Here is an 18,974-nt window from a genome sequence, read left to right as displayed (position 1 = left end):
TTACTATCATCGTAAAAAACAACAGTAGATATAGTAGAATGGTGTAACGCATAAAGTTCGAAGATGTTTAATTACATTTACTAATTTGGGAACTTTAGTGGCTATCAAAAAGGATATTAAACCTATGCTATTATTATTCTTGTCTAATAAATTTCTCCATTCCTTCTCTTCTGGCGCATCTATTTTTTCAAAATCGAATAAATTAACAGAGATTATGGCATATTTTTCGTCTTTATTATAAATTCCGCCTTTATACATAGGAAAATGAAAGTAAAAAATATTTTTACCACTCTTTGAAGCAGTAATGCAATGACAAAACTATCAAGGTATATATTTTAAATACTTAATATTGTTCTTCATTCCTTTAGTCAGATTGTAAGTGATCGATAGGAAGTAACCAAAATGATATCTTTTAGTAAATACATCACTCTCCGAGATAGATGCGGAATACCCCTTATTAACTTGATAGCTTGATTTTAATACATTTAAGTTTTTGAGTGCAATTCCACCAGTGATCGTGACACGGTCATAACGGCCCAAAGTAAGACTTGGACCAGTATAGAAATTACTAACCTGGATTTCACCCTCATTGATATCCAATCCCATCCCAGCACTCAATCCGAATGTGGTGTAAGATGCTGAACGAAACCCTAAAGTAGCTAACCCAATAACCGATGGTACATACGTGTGCCTACCTTTCCTTGTAATATAGGTAGCGCTGTCTCGTCTTTCCAAGTCATACAGTTTTGCATTCCTGAAAAAACTACCGGCTAGGCCTATACCAAGATCGAATCGCAAACCCTTTCGAATATATTCTTCATGCTTGAAAAATCTTTCTTTTATAAGTTTACTAGAGTTACCTTCACGTTTTTTTATGGCGATATTAAAAATTACCATATCATTTTTCGGTTGTATGGGCTCCGAAACAATATAATAATTCTCTTCACGGCTCAACATCGGTATACACTCTTTCATTTCAGATGCTATCGCATCAAGAAGCTTTCGATCAAATCCCTTTTGCAGCATATCCACATTGAATTTTAAGGACTCTATGTACGCGTATAATTTTATCTTTCCACCAAAATTGAGAAGACTATCTAGTCCTGGGTTGTATTTTATTTGTGCATATAATGGCCCCATTTGACTGAGCTGGTCATTAATGCTTTCTATCGAGTGAAAGGCCGAAGTTAACCTACTGTAAACGCTATCCATCTTTACTTTAGCGTCAGTAGAATAGCTTTCCAAAGTTAGATTAGGGTTTTGGCAGATAACCAACATCTCTTTATAATCAACCATTAACTGACGAATATTATTATAGGATTTAATTAACGCATTGTAGCCTGTTATATAATTCTCACTATCGTATGAAAACTTTCTAAACGCCTTATTCTTTATATCTGTTACACGTTTAACTTTACTTTCCTGGTCACTATACTTTTTTCTTATCTCTTCCATACCTGCCAGTATTTTTGTAGAATCTCGATAAAATTTTATCTTTTCCTTCATTCTATCTAAAGTGTCTATATACCTTTGTAAGTCCTGTTTCTCATTCGCCGAACTGTCCGACATGGCCTTCTTTACGGTCAACAAACTATCTCTTTGAGCTATTAAAACATTAAGTTGTCGCTTTCCTTCTTCATAATCACTGGAAACTTTTTCAAGCGTATCTTTTAGAACACGAAGTTTCTCCGTCTCTCGGCCTATATACTGAATATTTTCAGCGTCAGCAACAATAGCTTTGACTTTATCCTCGGAATCTTTCCCTTGATGGATAACATCATTCGCAGAAATATCGACTGTACTAGATTGGTTGGCTGCTTGACTTATGATCGTTTCAGGTTTTACCGGTGACGCTGCAGGAATCCATTTTGACAGGTCATCAGCGATTAAAGAATTAGCAAGGATAGAATCAATAGATGAAATATTAATATCGTATGCCAGCCTATTAATATTGGTAATTTTAAATACCATAGGATAATTTACCCTTGCCGCTAAACGATTCCGACTAAAAACACCCTGCCCAAAATTATACTCAACAACATAAGTATTGGTTTCCTTTGGACGAACCCCTTTATTAACACGACCATATATTCTGGATTCGTATAATTTCGAGATAGAATCAATAGTCTTATCATCAATTTTTGTATCCTTAGATTTGGTTGCTTTCTTAGTGGAATTATTAATCCTATACTTTCTTTCTAGCTTTGTCAAAACATCTTCTTCTCTCTGGCCCCATACTACTCCTACCCATCCCAATAGAAGTAGCACAATTAAATACTTTTTCATACTCTATAACATGGTAAAAATCTTCTTATTTTTTCAGCCTATTAATGTTGTTTTCGAATTCCTTAATCTTCAGTTTGAGCATTTGCCTGGCCGAAATAATCGTTTGATAATGTAAAATACGCTCTTCTGTCCAGTCTTTGAGATCGTAATTAGACTGTATATTGTTTGATTCAGGCAAGGTTTTCAAAGCATTTTGGCATTGCTCTATGCGTGCTTCATAGCTCTTTACTAACTTTTGTATCTTACTGATATGCGTGCTAAAATCAACCTTAGAGAGTTTAGGATTATACATTATTAATTTTTCATATTCTGGATCTAGCGACTTCCAGATACTGTCCAATTGTAACCTTATTTTATCATCATAAACGGTTAAACTCGCCGATATTTTTAAATTGTTGAGCGTATCCGACAACAGAAAGACCCATCAGCAGCACTATCCATACTGATTTCCGATTGATTATCTTCTTTCCCATAATTTAAGTTTTAAACGGTTAGAATATTTCTTTTTTCTCTGATCAAAAACGTGAAAGATGCATCAAGGCTTTCTTTACACGATTGGAAATATTTTATTCCCTACTATACGTTGAGATGTTTTTTTTCCAGACCGCGCATACAGGTCGATAAATAGGTGTATTTTTCAACAGTACCACTTAACACTGGAGTAATTCCAACATTTTTACCATCTAGATATACTAGTGTATAATAATAATGAGTTACCGTCTCTGTCTTTGTCTGTGCATGGCCTTTAGCTACAAAGCCTATAAACATAAATATGCACATCACCTTTGCAATACTTTTCATAATCAAATTAGTTAATATATAGTAATGCTAAGTTCCATATTTGACACACACAGGTAAATACCCCAAATGGGGTATTTTTAAAATATTTATTGAGATGCAATAGTTTTAAGGGAAGAGATTGGAGTATAAATAGCAAAATGGACTCCTATTGATTGGAAGCACGAAAATTATGAATCTGTTTGAGAAGTAATTGGATGTTCTTATCGAGATACTGACTTTCCATAGTGCTATCAGCAGCAATTTTGAAATCAGACTTTTAGAGTACCAAAGACTAAAATATAAAATGAAATGAGCGACATAAAATAGATCCGGAGCTAGCGTGAACGCTTTCGCATCTTGTTGATCAATTTCAACAATGCGCTTCGGTTTTTTGCATCATGGTAAAATTTAGGCAGCTTTTCGATCAAGGTAAAATGGCTCCGATCGTTATGTTCGCGTAATTTGGCAGAAATGTAACTTTCTAAATAATCAAGATGCGCGTAATTATAAGCCCAAAAAACATCATCTTTAAAGGTATGTACCAACCACAGTTCTGCACTGAAATAAATATGTGCTGCTACCTCTATATGTCCTTTGATTCCAAACACCCGTGTCTCTGTTGTTTTTTCTTTGTTATAACCACAGGATATACACTGCAGCCTTGATTTTTTGTTCGTATAATTTACGCTTGCCACAGCCTGCCTTCGACATGTCGGACAAACAACCAATACCTCTGTGCGAAAATCGGTCAACCTCTTGTTTTGATCATTAAAACGTTCAGTTTTCATTAAATTAATATGTCATATAGAATACTAATTTACAGCAAAGCATTTGATAGCTATATACCCCAATTGAGGTATATTAAAATATTTTTTATATTTTAGTATGAATAAATAACCTATTTATTAAGCCACATTATTTACTACGGACCGAGCGCCTATGGAACCTAAGAAACATCATCACCTCCTCGCCGACCTTTGGGAAAGTTATCCCGATGCACTGTCCAATAATTTTCAATCAGAAAAACCGTATGGTATTGTGAATCACCTATCGGATATTTTGGCAGTTGGGCCATATTACCATTATGTAATCAATTTAGCTGACTATTCGCTTTCTCAAGTTTCAGAAAATATCACAAGTATCCATGGATTGGCTACTCAACCAACGACAATAAGGGAGGTCATAGACCAAATACATCCGGAGGATCTGGAGTTTGTGCTGAAAGCAGAGGAAGCTACATTAGTCAAAATGAAGGAAATTGGATTTGAACATCAACTGTTTTTGAAAACGTCTTACTGCTTTCGCATGCGCGTTGCTAAGGGCGATTATCACTTGTTTCATCATCAAGCTATACATCTTGCTAAGGATGATCTAGGACGTTTAACGTCTTCACTTAACATTCATACTGATGTACAACACATTACTCAAAGTAATAATAAAATTGTGCTCGTTACCGGTATTGGTTCGCGTGATGATTATTGTCAGATCGACTTATCAAAACAGCTTCCACAATTTGATATCCCTAAACTTTCCAAGCGTGAGATGGAAATCGTATCCTTGGTTGCCAAAGGGAACTCAAGCCCGCAGATTGCTGAAAAGCTTTTTATCTCGCCAGATACCGTAAGGACACATCGAAAAAATCTATTTCGGAAAACGGGAACAAAAAGCGTAGGTGAATTTATCTGCAAATGTATTGAATGGGGGTTACTGCAGCTGATTTGTTTTTTTAATATAGAATTTTTCATATAAAATATCCCATTTAAAAACTCGCAACAGTTATTTGTTAAATTTACTCATTATACTTATCGGACATTGAAAAAGGAATTGTTAAGCATTCAACAGAATAAAAGCTGTAGAATCAACAACTTCTCGTTTTCCATTATGTTAGGCTATTTCACCACTCAAATAGTTTTCACAGTGGATTGCTTGCCAGAATAGTAATTTATTTGGATTTGTCATAGAATGCTTGTAATTCATCTTTTGATTCCGTGAATTTAAAATACTTTGGTTCGTGTAAAATAGAATTGAAATAAATTTCCTGCATCCTTTTCTTATCCTTTAATTCAGCAGATGCACTGAATTGTGCAATCAATGTACTGTAAAAACTACCAATGTGCCATTCATTGTATGCTACTGTTTTATCGTATCCAACCCAATCAAAGTCTGCGTAGTCAAAGTTTTTAAAGTAGAAATATTCCTTGCCATTAAACTTTGGAAGCTTGTCGCAAAACTCAAGTATCTTTTCATTGTTTTTCATCATCTGTAGAACTTTGAACCGTCCTCCAACCAAAGCATCCAACATATTTAAAAAGAAGATTGCCTTTTCAGTTTCGTCATTAAGTCCTAAACTATCCATATTGAAATTGTACTTGCTCAAATCAGCTTCGTTAAACAATGAAGCTATACCACCATGGATACGATAGTAGTAGTTATCAAGCAACCATCGACTATCAATCTGCTGGAATAGAACTTCATTTGCGACTTCAGCAGCTGGTCTTGCCTTGACTTTTTCGTTTGTCCTATTATAGTGAATTTCGCGGATGACATACCATAATACCAACTCTTCTTCGTTTGGTCTTGCAAGAAATTGTGTCTCCAAAATTGTATGGTCACCTTTGCCAACCGCAATTAAAGCATCAACAATATGATTCAGCTTATGGGTCCGTAATGAGTCAATTGATTTGGCAAATTGATCTCCTCTTGAATTTGTATTATAGGAATAGAGCTCAGCAATAGCTATTAAATTATTGAAGTCTTTTTGATCAAGCTTTATTTGGGCTTTAGTAAAAATTGATGCTGCCAAAAGGATAAGACTTAGAAAGTATTTCATTATTATTCGTCTATGTGTTCGCATATTTGTTCTATCTGAGTCCAATTAGTTTCGTGAAGACATTAAATCTTCTGCGCCAACGGTCCATCTTTAGTCACAAGACTTGACCAACCGGGACAGGATCCCTCGGTAAGTTTTGCAATCAATCTGGATCCTAAAAATATCTTAGCCACTGTTTCTTCCCCAAAATCCCAGGTTACTTCGACAGGCGAACTCGCCTCAAATGGTTCGAGATTCTCTTTGACAAACTCCGCAGGATTTAAAAACGGTAGATTTTCCTTGCTATGCCATTCAGGTTCGCTCGGAGTCGGAGCCTTATTATATAACCATATATCTCCAACGATTCTTTCCTCATTTAATAAGTACGCGTAACAGACCTTATCGTCATCTTCGATAAATACCGCGAATTCTGGACGATCATTTGATACATATTTTGTTAAACTTCCCATTGGATGCTGATTTAAAATAACGAAGTCTGCCCTTTATCACTCCCCAATGGTGACAATCCTTCCCAATCAAAAGCTTCGTAACGGTGCTTTCCATCCGGGCGGTTTGGATATCCTATCAAGGTATACACTGGATAATGCTTCAACTTTTCATTGGGCATTTCAAACAGGAAAATGGGTGGCATATCTTCTTCGTTTATATCGCGCCGGCGATCGGCCTGCAGCTTCGGACCGTCAATATAGGTAGGCAATACCCCCCACTCCATCTCGGTCAAGGCCAGCTGGCTGGAATTCTTGTCCTTGTACAGGATCGGATACTTTGGAAAGGTAATGGCCTGGACGTTTTCCAGATAATCCAATTGACGACGCTCATCCCGCAACTGCGGAAAGGTCTTTTTGATAATTTCAATATCGGTATGGAGAAAAATCCGATAGCCTGATCCTGTCGTTAACAAACTTTCGATTTTATCGGCATCTTGCGGCAGCTGCAAGGCCCTTCCCTCCTTTGCTCCCAATTGATGGGCATGCTGATCGGCGGCTTCCTTATCATCATAGGGTCTTAGTAGAAAGCCTGTCTTTTCCTTGACATCGGGCCACTCCAAGCGCTGCAGCACAAAGTCGACATAGCCGGACTCGACAAGCTCGCGAAAGGAACTTTTGGTGACTTGTTCAAACGGATTGTACAGCATAGGACTAAGATAGGATTTATAATCACAAAAAAGGCCGCCTGGAAAATATCCAGGCGGCCTTTAAATCTTATATTCTAATCTGTTTTATTTTCCTTTAGCCTTCTCTGCCTCGATCTGCTTTACAAACTCTACAGTGACCTCCGCTAATTCGGCAATTTCCGATATCGAAAACTTATTCGAACACAAAAGATTTTTTATTACTTCTGCTTTTCCAATAACTTTTCCCTCTGCTTTTCCTTTAGCCTCTCCTTCTGATATTCCTTCTGATATTCCTTCAGCTCTTCCTTCAGCCATTGCTTTTTCGCGCGCTCGTTTTAATAGCTCCTCCTGACTACTTCGGATACTCTCTGCATCCCATTTATTCCTTAAACTTACGTTGTACATCTCTCGTTCCTCCGGTTTTAGTTTGCTATACTCTGCTAACTGAAATAACTTCTCAAAAATAGGCTTACGCAAATAAGTGGAGAGTCCATTTAGCGAAGACATATTTTTGAGTACATAAAGCCAACGATCTAAATCATTAACTAACTCTGCCTCAGCTTTAACAAAGTTAACCAATTTATCATTAATTTATTTCTCTATTTAGGAATGATAGAGCCCTTCGGGGTTCTATATATATAAAGCCTAAATCGTCATAAAATATTTTACCATGATCTCGATAACATAAACAATATCGTGCAAAAAATACTTCTCCTCCCCCGCATCAGGCATTGCAAATCCATCCATCAATACAATGATATAGACTTCGCTAATTGCATAATTCCAAGCCCTTCGGTTGCCTTTAGGTGCCTGATCCGAAATTAATTTACTACTGTAGTAGAGCATACGCTTTTTCAAATTAACCTGCGACGTGCGCTGCACTTCAATAATAAACCGTTCCCCATTGTCTGCCGTACAGGTTAGATCAAAAATAACGGTACCGATATCCGCTGTATCACCGACATGTTCATTTTTGTTATAATACAGGTCAGCAATAACCTTCCGACCTCTAAAGAGTTCGTTTAAGAAAGCGATGAGAAGATCCTTATTGGTATCTGATCCGAAAACTTTTTTAAAGCCATAATCTGTCGTGATATCAATATATTTCGACTGTTTTAATTCACTCATAACACATTGTTTTTAAATTGGTTAACAATGCAAATATAAGTAAATAAATACATTATTACTAATATTTTTAGCGAAAAATATTATACTATTTTAAGATTATAAAAGAACAGTTAGCTAATCAGAATTCAGATCTTATATATTAATCCGACGGGAATTTGCCCGACTACTTTTCGTTCCGGTATGTGGGAAGTTTAAAGCTAAACCTGTCAATCAAAGATTCCACGAATAGATTCCACAGATCATGATTTAATTGAATGGGTAAAATTCAGTGGTCTACAAAACTGGAAGCTGGCTCCCGCAGACATTCCAATTGCGAACGAGTTGATTGAAAAAGCTTACAGGGAGCAAGCTGCACTTATTGTCTCTGAATATATTCAGGCTTGGTACAACCGAAAAAGGCAACATGCTGCCTTAAAATACTTACCTCCAGAGGAGTTTGCTAGAAAAATAAATAAACAAAATATTGCAGCTTAATTAGGTATCCATTTTATTGTTGCAATTCCAAAGTCGTCCTTATTGAACCTCGATATCTCCTTTTGAAAATTGGTATATTTTGAGATACAATAGTTCATAATGAATTATCAATCTTAAATCTGGAGAAAGCAAATGAAAATTTCGTTGGATTTAAACCGTAAACGACTATTTACTGAGAAAATCAGTAATCGTTCGAAGAATTTAAAAAGGTTAAAAATACAAAATGTTAAGATCAAGTCTACAACGGATAATTTCCTGCCACAGCTACAGTTAATTAAACTTATATTCGAGTAATAATTAGTTTAACCTCGTTTAAGTTTATGAATTTACTAAAAATAGGAATATCAAATTTCTTCATAATTAGGACAATCTCAACTATCTTCCTTTTTGCAACTATGAAATTGGAGGCAGTGTCTCAAAGCCAATTTAAGGATCAGGGAAAAGGCAAAATTGTACTTAAATGGTATTTAACGCCACTCTACAACCCTCAGGTTAACGAATTATATTTGCAATATGTATATTACATAAAGAGTAACTTAGTATTGCAGAAAGATACAATATATAATGAAAATATCATTAAAGACAATTCAATCAATAATGGGGAATTAAAAGTCAAAATTAGTAAACCAGATTATATTATAAATCTAACTAAAAAACTTGTAAGAAGTGATTTAAAAGAAGCCCCCAATAAGATGAAAGATGTCGCTCTTTTAGATTTCGGCCCTGAATTGTTTTATAAAGCGTTGATATCTCCTCCTGTTGTAACTCAGATTGATACAACATCTCATGTTACAACATTTACTATCGCCGGTTTAGAATGCTTTAAAGGAAGTGCAAATTTAATGAACTCAAATTTCGAGTTTTTCTACACAAAATCAAGAACGAACGTATTATCTCCCCTAAACAGTTTCATTCCCAATTTCCCATTCCAAATTCTTAGGATTAAGATTCCGCTCGACAATAATCCGAATGCTATATCAGACTTTATTGTTGAAAGCATTTGCGAGGAAATTCCTAAAGATATCGAGGATTTAATTACATGGTAAATGATCATTATTCACTTACCTAAATTAAAATGAGAACAAAAAATGTATTACTGACAGCAATTTCGCTCTCGCTATTAATGACGTGTAAAAAGAACGAAAAATTAGATCCTGAACTCGATTATGGTACCCAACGTTAGCCAATAACATTAGCATGGCCTAAACAACTTCAACAAACCACGAAATAGTTGGGCTATTTATAAAAAAAAGGATTAAATTGGACTTTAACTTATACCATTGAAACTTATCATTAAATTTATGAAATGTATTTTTTTAATCATCTTCTGTTTTATCTCATTTATAGGATATTCTCAGAAGAATTCCCTATCTGTAGGTGCAAATAGTGACTTGTTACTGGAATCGCCTGCCTATGATTTGTATTATGGCTTTCAAGTTAAATATGGTCTTAAGAACAGAAATTATATTTTAGGGAATGTTGGATACAGTACGGCAAACATTACATTTATTGGTGCTGATTATAGTTACGATCTGATCAATTTTAGCAATATCTTCAAAGCTTACACAAATGCAGGGGTTGGGGCAGAATTTTACAGCGAGAAATGGAAACAGTCGGGAACGAGGGTTAAGGAAACTTACATACCATTAAACGTTCAAATTGGTATGGAACTCGCTATTGCAAAAAAACTGCAGATTTATACTGGCTATAAAGCGAAATATTATATTGATGAAGACGTGTTTGATCCCAATTATTTGAATTTTGGCGTACGTTTTCCTTTATCTGCTTCCCTGAAGATACTGTAAGAGAATCTGCAGATCATGATTTAATTGAATGGGTAAAAGTCAGTGACCTACTAAACTTCAAGCTTGCTCCTGCAGATATTCCAATTGCCAAGGTGTTGATTAAAAAAGTGAAGGACTGGAAATAGTAAAGAATTTTAGGGCTAACCGCAGAAAAGATTATGGATAAGAAACTAGGTCTTAAAGTAAAAGTCAATGGCAATCTAGTCACAGAGGCCGGATTGGACACAGATGACTATGTATTAATTGGCAACGTAACCCTTACGGAGCGACATAACGGAAGTAAGGACTTTACACTTAATGTAAGTGGAATGGATGGTGAGCAGAACGACGATCTCTATTGGTACGGAACCGAACTTAAAGCGGGTGATGCAATTACTTTTGAGGTGATTGAAGCTCCTTTTGACGAACCCAAAATGAGAACCAAAAGTGCTATAGACAAGGAAGCCACAATAAAAGGCAAACTGGAAAAATACTATCATCTGAAAGAAAGACTAAAAGACCACATCAAATAAGTCTATGGACAATTTAGGTATCAATATCAAAATAAACGGCGAACAGATTACAAAAGTAGGATTTAACAAAGCTCACTACGTATTGCATGCGATGGCTGCTCTTGCACGTAGAGGAGGCAGCAATGACGCATTTGGTTTCCAGATTGGCGGCCTAGATTCGGATGCAGAAAGTCATGTTGATTGGCTAAAAACCACACTTCATCTGGGAGACATAGTTACTTTGGAAATTGTAAAGGGCCCATTTGAACCTTCGGAGCCTCACCAACCTCCAGTTATTTCGGAAGAGGATCAGCTAAAGCATGAGTTAACATTATTCTATCGTTTAGAAGAAGAATTGAAAGATCATATTAAAGAATAGAACCCTACATCAAACTGCAGTGAGACATTTAGAACAACAAAGCACGATGAAACCCTTTTTATTAATAGTAATTGCCATTATCTTCAATTTTACAGCTAGTTACGCTCAGAAAGATCCTGAGCTTAACGTTGCATTGTCTAAAATAAGCGCACCCTCGACTCTTAACAACGCACTTGCCACTTTAAACTTAACCTCGCCAAGGCTGATTAAAGCAATGGGCGGAAAAGAAAATGCCTTAAAGCTTTTTACGAAAAGTATGGCAGGAATACATAAAGATAACGTCAAAATAGATTCGGTAATCAACTATACCGATAGGGAAATTACCAAATTAAAAAATATTGAGTACTGCTTCTTTCCACAATTGATTATCTTCGGAATACCAGACAGTACAAAAAAAATGATTAGTTACTCGACTTTGATGGCAATCAAAGAACCAGCTGTCAAAGGTTGGACTTTTCTGGATTACAGTGGGCTGAATGACGAAAAACTAAACTTTGGAAGGGGAGTTATTAGATGAACTGGTCGTATGTTTTTAAGCATTGGGGAACTACAATATTAATAACACCAATCATCCTTTCAACTTATATGGGGTTTGAGAACCAAGAAGTATTCAATGATATGTGGCTTTTCCCTTGGATATTGATAGGCGGAATCGTATTATCTCTCCCTACATTAATAGTATATATATTACTATTCTATCTATTGAATCGCTACGAGATTAGTGTCAAAAGGGTAAAGGCGATTCTAATTTCACTTACCATTATGGGTATTTTTACCACCTGCTATATTTTATCAAAAACGTGGAGCTTAGGAATTGTATTATCTTACGGCGTTATCGCTGTAGTTTCCGGAATGTTATTTAGGCTTAAAAAAAGATAATTTAGATATCTCCCTCAGCTTTATCAGACTGCAGATGATTTCGCAACAGATCATACTTATAACTATAATCTGATTCGATTTCTGTGAACATTTTGTTGAAGAGTATCATTATTTGTTCGACGTCCTCATCGGTAAGATCGAGAATGGGAGTTCCACCTGGCTGATAAAGTGGATAATTTTTGATGTTGCCATATCCCTTCATAAAGTCTTCCGTAAACATGCAGATAGCGCCGGTGGGCTATATGTTTTCAGACGTCCAGTTGTACGGAATCTGCGGATTGGCGAACATCAACATGTTCTGCTTTACGTAGTAGGTGTGATCGGCATATTCAACGATATGAGGCCCTCGGATCAAGGCGACTTTATAATAATCTTTGCGGCTGTAGGGCATCGGAAATGCAGGTGCAGGACCGGTATAGTCCTGCATCGTAAACACATTGAAGTGCCCTGTTTTCTTAAAAATTTCACTGGGTAGTATCCCTAACTTTTCTCTATAAAAAGTTTCCAGCGATTCATTTTCGTTCTTCATTGTAAAATTAAAATCTCAGCATTATGCCATCGCACCATTCGCGCCTATGATTTGCCCGGAAACCCATTTGGAATCCTCGCTCACCATATTGACGATGAAGTTAGCGATATCTTCAGGCTGTCCCAATCTTCCAAAAGCACTGCTGGCCGCTAATCTTGCCACACCCTCTTCCGATTTTCCATCCAGAAAAAGTTCCGTCTCGGTAGGTCCCGGTGCGACCGCATTCACGTTAATACCACGGCTGCCCATTTCTTTCGCAAAGATTCTGGTAAACTGTTCCACAGCCCCTTTTGTTGCACAATAAGTGCCGTAACCAGGGAAAAGTGTACGGGTAACTGTAGAAGTTAGGTTGACAATGCTTCCGCCATCGTGCAATTTCGTAGCCGCCTGACGGAGGGTGTTAAAAACGCCTTTCACATTAATGTTAAACATCTGATCAAAATCTTCGGTCGACGTTTGTGCGATAGGTTTGGTCATCATAATGCCAGCATTATTGATGAGTATGTCCAATTTACCGAAAGCTGCAATGGCTTCATTAAAAAGATTTTCCACTTCGGCTTCTTTGCTTACATCTGCTTTTAAAGCAATCGCTTCGGCACCGCTGGATTTAATTTTCTCAACAATTTCGTCTGCAGCATTTTTGCTTCCATTATAATTCACGATCACTTTTGCTCCGTTTTCTGCCAAGGCTATTGCGGTAACTGCTCCGATTCCTCTGGATGATCCTGTTACTAAGGCGACTTTTCCATTTAGTCTTTTCATAATATTTCTCTTAATATCCATGCAAAGGTAACTTTAATTAAATTTAGAAAATAGGCGAATTCAAACAGTAGTGGGTAAGAATCAAGCACCTCTCAAGTTTAGCATACTTTTAAGTTCAGCAAGTTTTGCTCTTTCCTTAGCCCTTTGTTTTGTCGCCATATTCTTTTCGACATGTAATCAAAGGAAAAATTTCCTTGTGAGTTTCTGTGAGCAAATATTCTACAATGGATTGCCATCAGGTTGTTGTACGCCTAAACCAAACGTCGGAGGTCGTTATCTTCAATAAAACGTTTCTGATCTGCCAAAACAAGAAATCTGCTATAGATACTTTCAAAATGTTCAGCCGGGAAATCTATTTTCATATTTTTTAATCGATCTTTCAATGCGGCACGTCCACTCCTTGCCGATAAAAACAATTCAGGCAACTTTCCTCCTATGATTTGGGGATCAATAATTTCATAGTTTCTACGGTCTTTCAATACCCCATCCTGATGGATGCCGGAAGAATGCGCGAAAGCATTTTTGCCGACAATGGCCTTATTGGCCTGTACAGGATTTGACATTGCCCGTTCGACCATACCACTTAATTCTACAATATATTTTGGATCAATTCCGGTTGCAATACCTAGATTTTCCTTTACAATGAGTGTCAAAATAATTTCTTCCAAGGCAGCATTTCCCGCACGTTCTCCCACACCATTAATCGTTCCTTCCACCTGAAGCGCGCCTGCCATTAACCCAGCTATACTATTCGCTGTAGCCATACCTAAATCATTATGACAGTGGACAGAAAGAATTGCGTTCTCTTTTTCCCTTCTATTCTGGTTTACATAGGCTATCTTTTCAAAGTACTCAAAGGGTGTACAAAAACCATTGGTATCAGGAAGATTTACAACTTTTGCGCCCGCTTCAACCACCGTATTGGTCATTTGAACCAAAAAATCATTGTCAGCGCGGCCAGCATCTTCAGCAAAAAATTGTACTTCATCACATTTATCAGAAGCATAAGCCACCATCTCATACGCTTTTGCCAAGATTACCTCACGAGTGGTATTAAACTTATGTTTAATATGAATGTCCGATGTTCCAATTCCGAGCTGAATCCGTGCCACCTTGGCGGTACTCAAGGCCAAAGAGGCCTCTTCAATATCTTTCCTATTGGCCCTAGCTAATGCACAGACGGTTGCCCTTTTCACCAGTTTACAAACCGCTGTGACTGCCTTAAAATCTCCCGGTGAACTTATTGGAAACCCTGCTTCTATCACATCTACCCCCATTGCATCGAGTTTTTCAGCAATTTCTAATTTATCATTCAGTGTCAATTGGCAGCCCGGCCCCTGTTCTCCATCACGTAAAGTAGTATCAAAAATCTTAACTTGTTTCATATTCAACTTATTTCTATAGCTCAAAAGTACCAGAACTATAAAATTTAATATATTTGAAAATAGAACAATTGTTATTCAATAATGCCAAAATCCACCATCCCGTTCGTTCAATGTGCCAAGACCTTCTGCGATGGCACAATTGAATTACGTAACTATGGACAATTCAATACAGAAATGCATGCTCATGAACAAGTACAGGTACTTAGCCCAACAAATGGTACCCTCTTTATCTATACAGAAAAAGCCAGCTTCTGTGTACCGAGTACTTTCTTTGTATATATTCCAGCACATGTCCCGCACAAACTCATTTCTCGCTCCCAGCAACTGTCACTAAAAACCATTTTTGTCGATATGAACAATATGCACGACGACGTTAAGGTGTATCCATCAAATGAATTGTTGAATCATTTTTTGCTTTTTGGCCAACAACATTGGAAGCTGAAAGACCATGACACGTTGACCGCATCCACCTTAGAGGCCTTTAAGTCTATGCTCCCCATACTATTGGCAAAACCGATCCTGTTGCAAATTACGCCTGCAAAAAGTGAATTGATGATACAGGTATGCACGTATATCCTCCAACATCTCGACAATAAATTGTCAATCGCTGAGATTAGCGCTAATTTTTTTCTTTCGGAGCGGACACTTTTTAGACAGTTTAAGGAAGAAATGCAGATCACCATATTCCAGTTTATAAAACAACATCGCCTTCTAAAGGCGCTTCAATTATTGGAAATAAGGATATGCATATCGCTGAGATTGTTTATCAAATTGGGTATGAAAGTGTACCGAACTTTTCCAATCTATTCAAGGAATATTTTGGACTATCACCTCAGCAGTATCGCGCGAGACTATAACATAATCTTATAGAATATACCTTACGGATATCGCTCTTCATGTAATGCAACCATTTGTGAAATCGAATACTTACCTAATAACTCGTGTAAATCCCAAAAATCTTTTTTACGTCCTCCTCGCTGAATCACATCGAGCTTCATGGCAATAATTTCTTCGATTGAGGCTAAACGAATATTATCTTCTTCGATAAGTTCTTGAATGAACGGGTCTGCATAGAAAACGTCCAATTTAACGCTGTTGTTTTTATCATTTCCAATCGTAGAAGACTTTCCCATAGCGGGAGCAATATTGGACAAGTGATCGACATACGAAAAAGTATCTTTCAAGTAATTGTCAATTGACTCAAAGTCTAAACTACCATATGGAACATCCGAGAAAAGATCAATATCGACAGATTCCCTATGGCCTAAATGCAAGCTTAAAGCGGTTCCCCCAACCAATCGAAAAGTTGAAAAAATATCCGCTTTCATTAGTGTTAATAGTGTATCTCTTAATAGGTGATTAACAGTATTATAATATAATTATTTGCGCTAATGTTTATGCAACAACATTGGAGCTGTTGTTGGTTCAGATAAAGCCTGCTGAACTTGCTCCTTGCCATAAAACCTTAGTATCTCATTTTTCTCTTCTTGATTTCCCCTTTCGAAAATACGATGAATTACGGCTTTAGCCTGTTTTTCCCAATCTATTTTATTGACATCAGTGTCCCAAAAAAGAACTTTTCGCAAAGTAGTCAAATCTGGCTTGTTTATACTTCCAATGTTTATTTTAGCATTTTTTATTTCATAAAAAGTTTGTAACAACGCAAAAGTCCCTTCTTCAATTCCTAGTGCCTGGTCAACTTTCAATGATAAAGGTACTGGAATGCCGCGTTTACCTTTTATGATTGCATTGAATATTTGTCTTTGTGTATCTATAGAGCGGGCAAATGGACTTGGCTTAATCGCACGCCTTTTAAGCTCTCTTTCTAAGATAAGCCCTGGATGAATTCCTTTAAAACGTTCCATACTTTTTTCCATAATACAAATGTAATCAAAATTGATTACACACTTACAGCTACACATAAAAATTCTTTAATGATATGACTCAGAAGTTCATTTTTATATTAAGAAAAGTCCTGTCAAATCCATTGACGAAGGAGAACACAATATCGATGGGATTTTTGCGTTGAAACCTGGTTTTGGTACGTAGATAATGGATAATATTTTTCTCGTAGAGCTTGAGCATGCGCTTGTCCCAATTTTCTCCCTTAATACGGTTAAGAAAAATGCGGTAGCCTGATCCTGTTGTTAACAAGCGTTCGATTTTATCGGCTAGATCGTCATAAACAGATATTCTAAGATATTGATATTGGACTATGGTAACATCATTTCCTTCGTCAAAATGTATTCTTCAGATTGAGTAATTTCTTTAAACTTATTACGCATTTTCTCTATTATCATTTCAGTTCCTTGATTAAATCCCCCTCTATTTGTTTTGCCAAAAATCGATCAACTTGGTACATCGCTGCATATTTACTCCAATCTTTCACCAATTCAAGTGCTTGGTCTATGATTTTTTCTGGATTGCGAATAGAGTTTTGTTCGGCAACTGCTACCAAATCTTTACGTTCAAAATCTCTGCGTTTACCGTTGATACTCAAATTATGCTGACTCACCCATACACTATCTGGACGATATGCGAAACAAATATCATATGCTGGCGCTAACTTCCATTTACCTTGAGCATCCATCAAAAAAGCAAAGTTTTTAGTGTGATCATCACAATTACGCGCTACCACATTAAATACCATGCGTTTAAACATTTGCTCAGCCTCAGCATAATTCAAGCGTAATAAACGCATTGTTTGAAATATTTGTTCATAGCTATAGGATGTGATATTTGCAAAATCGTAATGTTGTAGCGCGCATAAAGTTTGGGTATGTACTTTTTGATTTCCTCCAACACGATCAAAACGCTTAGTCATAAAATGCACACGATTATTTTCTTCTATTAATCGTGATTCCATCATTTCTATTCCAAAGCTCGTTGCCATTTTATAATAGGCCATCTCTACACGTCCGTATCCTTTTGACACCCCAAATTGTACATCGCTAATCTCATCAAATTTGATTAACCAATGTTCAAATCCTTCTTCAGCTAAAGTTTGTCCAGATTTTATTTTTCCTGTTCTTTCATCATACGCAATAATGGCTTTGGGGCGAGCGCCTCCAGCAGAAGTTCCCATTTTTAACACATCTAACATCACATCTTCCATGCTGTGTTGACTATCAATATGAAACTCTTCTTTTTTCTCCAATAATGCTTTTGTTGTTTCTATCAAATCGGTTAATTCTAAATCGTAAGAAGTAGGTTCTTTGCCTATTACCGGCTCGAATTCCAAGGCACCCATTCCTCTTTTACCTATGAAACACAATAATTCTACCGGATTTAAACTGTCATCAGGACGTCCCTGACGCGCCAACCAAGCATTGATTAATTCTTTACCATATCTATCGGGTAGCGCGTCCGCTAATAATCCAGGCATACCTTTAAACGTTTCGTTTTCTCTAAATTCAGGGAAACTATAAATCCTATTTTTATTAGGCATTTTAAGGGGAGCTATTGGCAATTGCTTGATATCAAATTTGGGATCATACTCAAAACTAGCTAAACCTCTATTCGAATCCCAAGCTACGACACCCACACGTTTACCATATATATTAATAAATGCCGTTTTTACCATCCTAAATCTGAATTATCTTGCTCTTGCGTATTTGCTTTAGATGCTCTTTGTCGTTTTTGCCTTTCACCTTTGGCTAACTCTATTGGGCTGGGTTCTTCTTGTACATCAAAACTATTTAAAACATATAGTACGTCTAAAATACGTAAGATCTTTACCAAATTGACCAAAGTTATATTTTCACCCCGCTCAAGTAAACTTAACGTTGTACGGCTTATAGCAGCTTTCTGCGCTAATTCAATCTGTGTTATATTTTCTTTAATACGTATTTGTTGAATAAAGAATCCTATTTTTTGTAAAATAGCTTTATCCGATAAATTAGCAATGTCTATTATATTGTTCATAAAGCACAAATAAACTCATTAATGTTCAATATTCTGCACAATAATAAATTGTTAAAATATTATAAAACTAATGTACAAAATAAAACGCATAAACCTAATAAATTGCAAACTATGCATTAAATAATGGTCAATAATTTCCGACACGAAGTTAAAATCCCTATTTCCAGAAATTGGATGTTCACCAACCTTTGGATCGTATATCGTTGTA

General features: G+C 36.5%; 23 protein-coding genes and 1 pseudogene. 8 read left to right on the top strand and 16 right to left on the bottom strand.

Annotated elements, in window-relative coordinates:
* Positions 1-321 precede the first annotated feature (321 nt).
* The 4 genes from J2X77_RS01365 to J2X77_RS01350 all read right to left on the bottom strand — a co-directional run bounded on the left by J2X77_RS01365 (position 322) and on the right by J2X77_RS01350 (position 3,854).
* On the bottom strand, positions 322-2,286 hold the full coding sequence (locus J2X77_RS01365; RefSeq protein ID WP_310078595.1) for a hypothetical protein: 1,965 nt from the start codon (positions 2,284-2,286) through the stop codon (positions 322-324).
* 25 nt (positions 2,287-2,311) lie between these two features.
* Positions 2,312-2,578 (bottom strand): hypothetical protein, encoded by a 267-nt coding sequence (locus tag J2X77_RS01360; protein ID WP_310078594.1) that lies wholly within the window; start codon positions 2,576-2,578, stop codon positions 2,312-2,314.
* 284 nt (positions 2,579-2,862) lie between these two features.
* Complete coding sequence (locus J2X77_RS01355; RefSeq protein ID WP_310078593.1) at positions 2,863-3,087, bottom strand: hypothetical protein; 225 nt, start codon at positions 3,085-3,087, stop codon at positions 2,863-2,865.
* Between the two features lie 314 nt (positions 3,088-3,401).
* A complete protein-coding gene (locus tag J2X77_RS01350; protein WP_310078592.1) occupies positions 3,402-3,854 on the bottom strand; it encodes a hypothetical protein in 453 nt (150 codons plus the stop codon).
* A 151-nt stretch (positions 3,855-4,005) separates the two neighbouring features.
* Between J2X77_RS01350 and J2X77_RS01345 the strand changes: the two genes are divergently transcribed.
* Positions 4,006-4,815 (top strand): LuxR C-terminal-related transcriptional regulator, encoded by an 810-nt coding sequence (locus J2X77_RS01345; RefSeq protein WP_310078591.1) that lies wholly within the window; start codon positions 4,006-4,008, stop codon positions 4,813-4,815.
* 193 nt (positions 4,816-5,008) lie between these two features.
* Here J2X77_RS01345 and J2X77_RS01340 read toward each other — a convergent pair whose 3' ends face one another.
* The 4 genes and pseudogenes from J2X77_RS01340 to J2X77_RS01325 all read right to left on the bottom strand — a co-directional run bounded on the left by J2X77_RS01340 (position 5,009) and on the right by J2X77_RS01325 (position 8,138).
* Positions 5,009-5,896 (bottom strand): hypothetical protein, encoded by an 888-nt coding sequence (locus J2X77_RS01340; protein ID WP_310078590.1) that lies wholly within the window; start codon positions 5,894-5,896, stop codon positions 5,009-5,011.
* A 62-nt stretch (positions 5,897-5,958) separates the two neighbouring features.
* A complete protein-coding gene (locus J2X77_RS01335; protein WP_294184311.1) occupies positions 5,959-6,345 on the bottom strand; it encodes a hypothetical protein in 387 nt (128 codons plus the stop codon).
* Between the two features lie 11 nt (positions 6,346-6,356).
* Complete coding sequence (locus J2X77_RS01330; RefSeq protein ID WP_310078589.1) at positions 6,357-7,031, bottom strand: hypothetical protein; 675 nt, start codon at positions 7,029-7,031, stop codon at positions 6,357-6,359.
* Positions 7,032-7,115: 84 nt separating this feature from the next.
* Positions 7,116-8,138: pseudogene (locus tag J2X77_RS01325) on the bottom strand (PD-(D/E)XK nuclease family transposase).
* 321 nt (positions 8,139-8,459) lie between these two features.
* Here J2X77_RS01325 and J2X77_RS23650 point away from each other — a divergent pair.
* The 6 genes from J2X77_RS23650 (at position 8,460) to J2X77_RS01300 (ending at position 11,804) form a co-directional block, all read left to right on the top strand.
* Positions 8,460-8,612: an IS3 family transposase gene (locus tag J2X77_RS23650; RefSeq protein ID WP_409050296.1), complete on the top strand. Its 153-nt coding sequence runs from the start codon at positions 8,460-8,462 to the stop codon at positions 8,610-8,612.
* A 320-nt stretch (positions 8,613-8,932) separates the two neighbouring features.
* Complete coding sequence (locus J2X77_RS01320; RefSeq protein ID WP_310078588.1) at positions 8,933-9,658, top strand: hypothetical protein; 726 nt, start codon at positions 8,933-8,935, stop codon at positions 9,656-9,658.
* 255 nt (positions 9,659-9,913) lie between these two features.
* Positions 9,914-10,417 carry a hypothetical protein gene (locus J2X77_RS01315; RefSeq protein ID WP_310078587.1) on the top strand — a complete coding sequence of 168 codons (504 nt, stop codon included), beginning with the start codon at positions 9,914-9,916 and terminating at the stop codon, positions 10,415-10,417.
* Between the two features lie 158 nt (positions 10,418-10,575).
* Positions 10,576-10,929 carry a hypothetical protein gene (locus J2X77_RS01310; RefSeq protein ID WP_310078586.1) on the top strand — a complete coding sequence of 118 codons (354 nt, stop codon included), beginning with the start codon at positions 10,576-10,578 and terminating at the stop codon, positions 10,927-10,929.
* Positions 10,930-10,933: 4 nt separating this feature from the next.
* Positions 10,934-11,287, top strand: coding sequence for a hypothetical protein (locus J2X77_RS01305; protein ID WP_310078585.1), 354 nt, complete (start codon positions 10,934-10,936; stop codon positions 11,285-11,287).
* A 46-nt stretch (positions 11,288-11,333) separates the two neighbouring features.
* Positions 11,334-11,804: a hypothetical protein gene (locus J2X77_RS01300; protein ID WP_310078584.1), complete on the top strand. Its 471-nt coding sequence runs from the start codon at positions 11,334-11,336 to the stop codon at positions 11,802-11,804.
* Between the two features lie 363 nt (positions 11,805-12,167).
* Here the strand turns inward: J2X77_RS01300 and J2X77_RS01295 are convergent, their stop codons facing one another.
* The 4 genes from J2X77_RS01295 to J2X77_RS01280 form a co-directional block, all read right to left on the bottom strand.
* Positions 12,168-12,368, bottom strand: coding sequence for a hypothetical protein (locus tag J2X77_RS01295; RefSeq protein ID WP_310078583.1), 201 nt, complete (start codon positions 12,366-12,368; stop codon positions 12,168-12,170).
* Positions 12,369-12,404: 36 nt separating this feature from the next.
* Positions 12,405-12,695, bottom strand: a complete 291-nt coding sequence (locus J2X77_RS01290) for a hypothetical protein (protein ID WP_310078582.1) — start codon at positions 12,693-12,695, stop codon at positions 12,405-12,407.
* A gap of 21 nt (positions 12,696-12,716) precedes the next feature.
* Complete coding sequence (locus J2X77_RS01285; RefSeq protein WP_209575300.1) at positions 12,717-13,457, bottom strand: SDR family oxidoreductase; 741 nt, start codon at positions 13,455-13,457, stop codon at positions 12,717-12,719.
* A gap of 251 nt (positions 13,458-13,708) precedes the next feature.
* Positions 13,709-14,842, bottom strand: a complete 1,134-nt coding sequence (locus J2X77_RS01280; RefSeq protein WP_310078581.1) for a 2-isopropylmalate synthase — start codon at positions 14,840-14,842, stop codon at positions 13,709-13,711.
* A 743-nt stretch (positions 14,843-15,585) separates the two neighbouring features.
* On the opposite strand from J2X77_RS01280, the gene J2X77_RS23645 reads away from it, so the two are divergent.
* On the top strand, positions 15,586-15,699 hold the full coding sequence (locus J2X77_RS23645) for an AraC family transcriptional regulator (protein WP_409050295.1): 114 nt from the start codon (positions 15,586-15,588) through the stop codon (positions 15,697-15,699).
* Positions 15,700-15,720: 21 nt separating this feature from the next.
* Here the strand turns inward: J2X77_RS23645 and J2X77_RS01270 are convergent, their stop codons facing one another.
* The 4 genes from J2X77_RS01270 to J2X77_RS01255 all read right to left on the bottom strand — a co-directional run bounded on the left by J2X77_RS01270 (position 15,721) and on the right by J2X77_RS01255 (position 18,766).
* Positions 15,721-16,170, bottom strand: a complete 450-nt coding sequence (locus J2X77_RS01270) for a nucleotidyl transferase AbiEii/AbiGii toxin family protein (RefSeq protein WP_310078579.1) — start codon at positions 16,168-16,170, stop codon at positions 15,721-15,723.
* Positions 16,171-16,230: 60 nt separating this feature from the next.
* A complete protein-coding gene (locus J2X77_RS01265; protein ID WP_293888470.1) occupies positions 16,231-16,719 on the bottom strand; it encodes a DUF6922 domain-containing protein in 489 nt (162 codons plus the stop codon).
* Between the two features lie 419 nt (positions 16,720-17,138).
* Positions 17,139-18,425, bottom strand: coding sequence for a type II toxin-antitoxin system HipA family toxin (locus tag J2X77_RS01260; protein WP_310078578.1), 1,287 nt, complete (start codon positions 18,423-18,425; stop codon positions 17,139-17,141).
* Positions 18,419-18,766, bottom strand: a complete 348-nt coding sequence (locus J2X77_RS01255) for a helix-turn-helix domain-containing protein (RefSeq protein ID WP_293952329.1) — start codon at positions 18,764-18,766, stop codon at positions 18,419-18,421. The genes J2X77_RS01260 and J2X77_RS01255 overlap by 7 nt, the downstream gene beginning before the upstream one ends.
* Between the last annotated feature and the right edge of the window lie 208 nt (positions 18,767-18,974).

This window comes from Sphingobacterium sp. 2149, from assembly GCF_031455655.1.
Taxonomy (GTDB): Bacteria; Bacteroidota; Bacteroidia; order Sphingobacteriales; family Sphingobacteriaceae; genus Sphingobacterium.
Note: the sequence above shows the minus strand (reverse complement) of the source record. Positions and strands in the feature narration are given on the sequence as shown.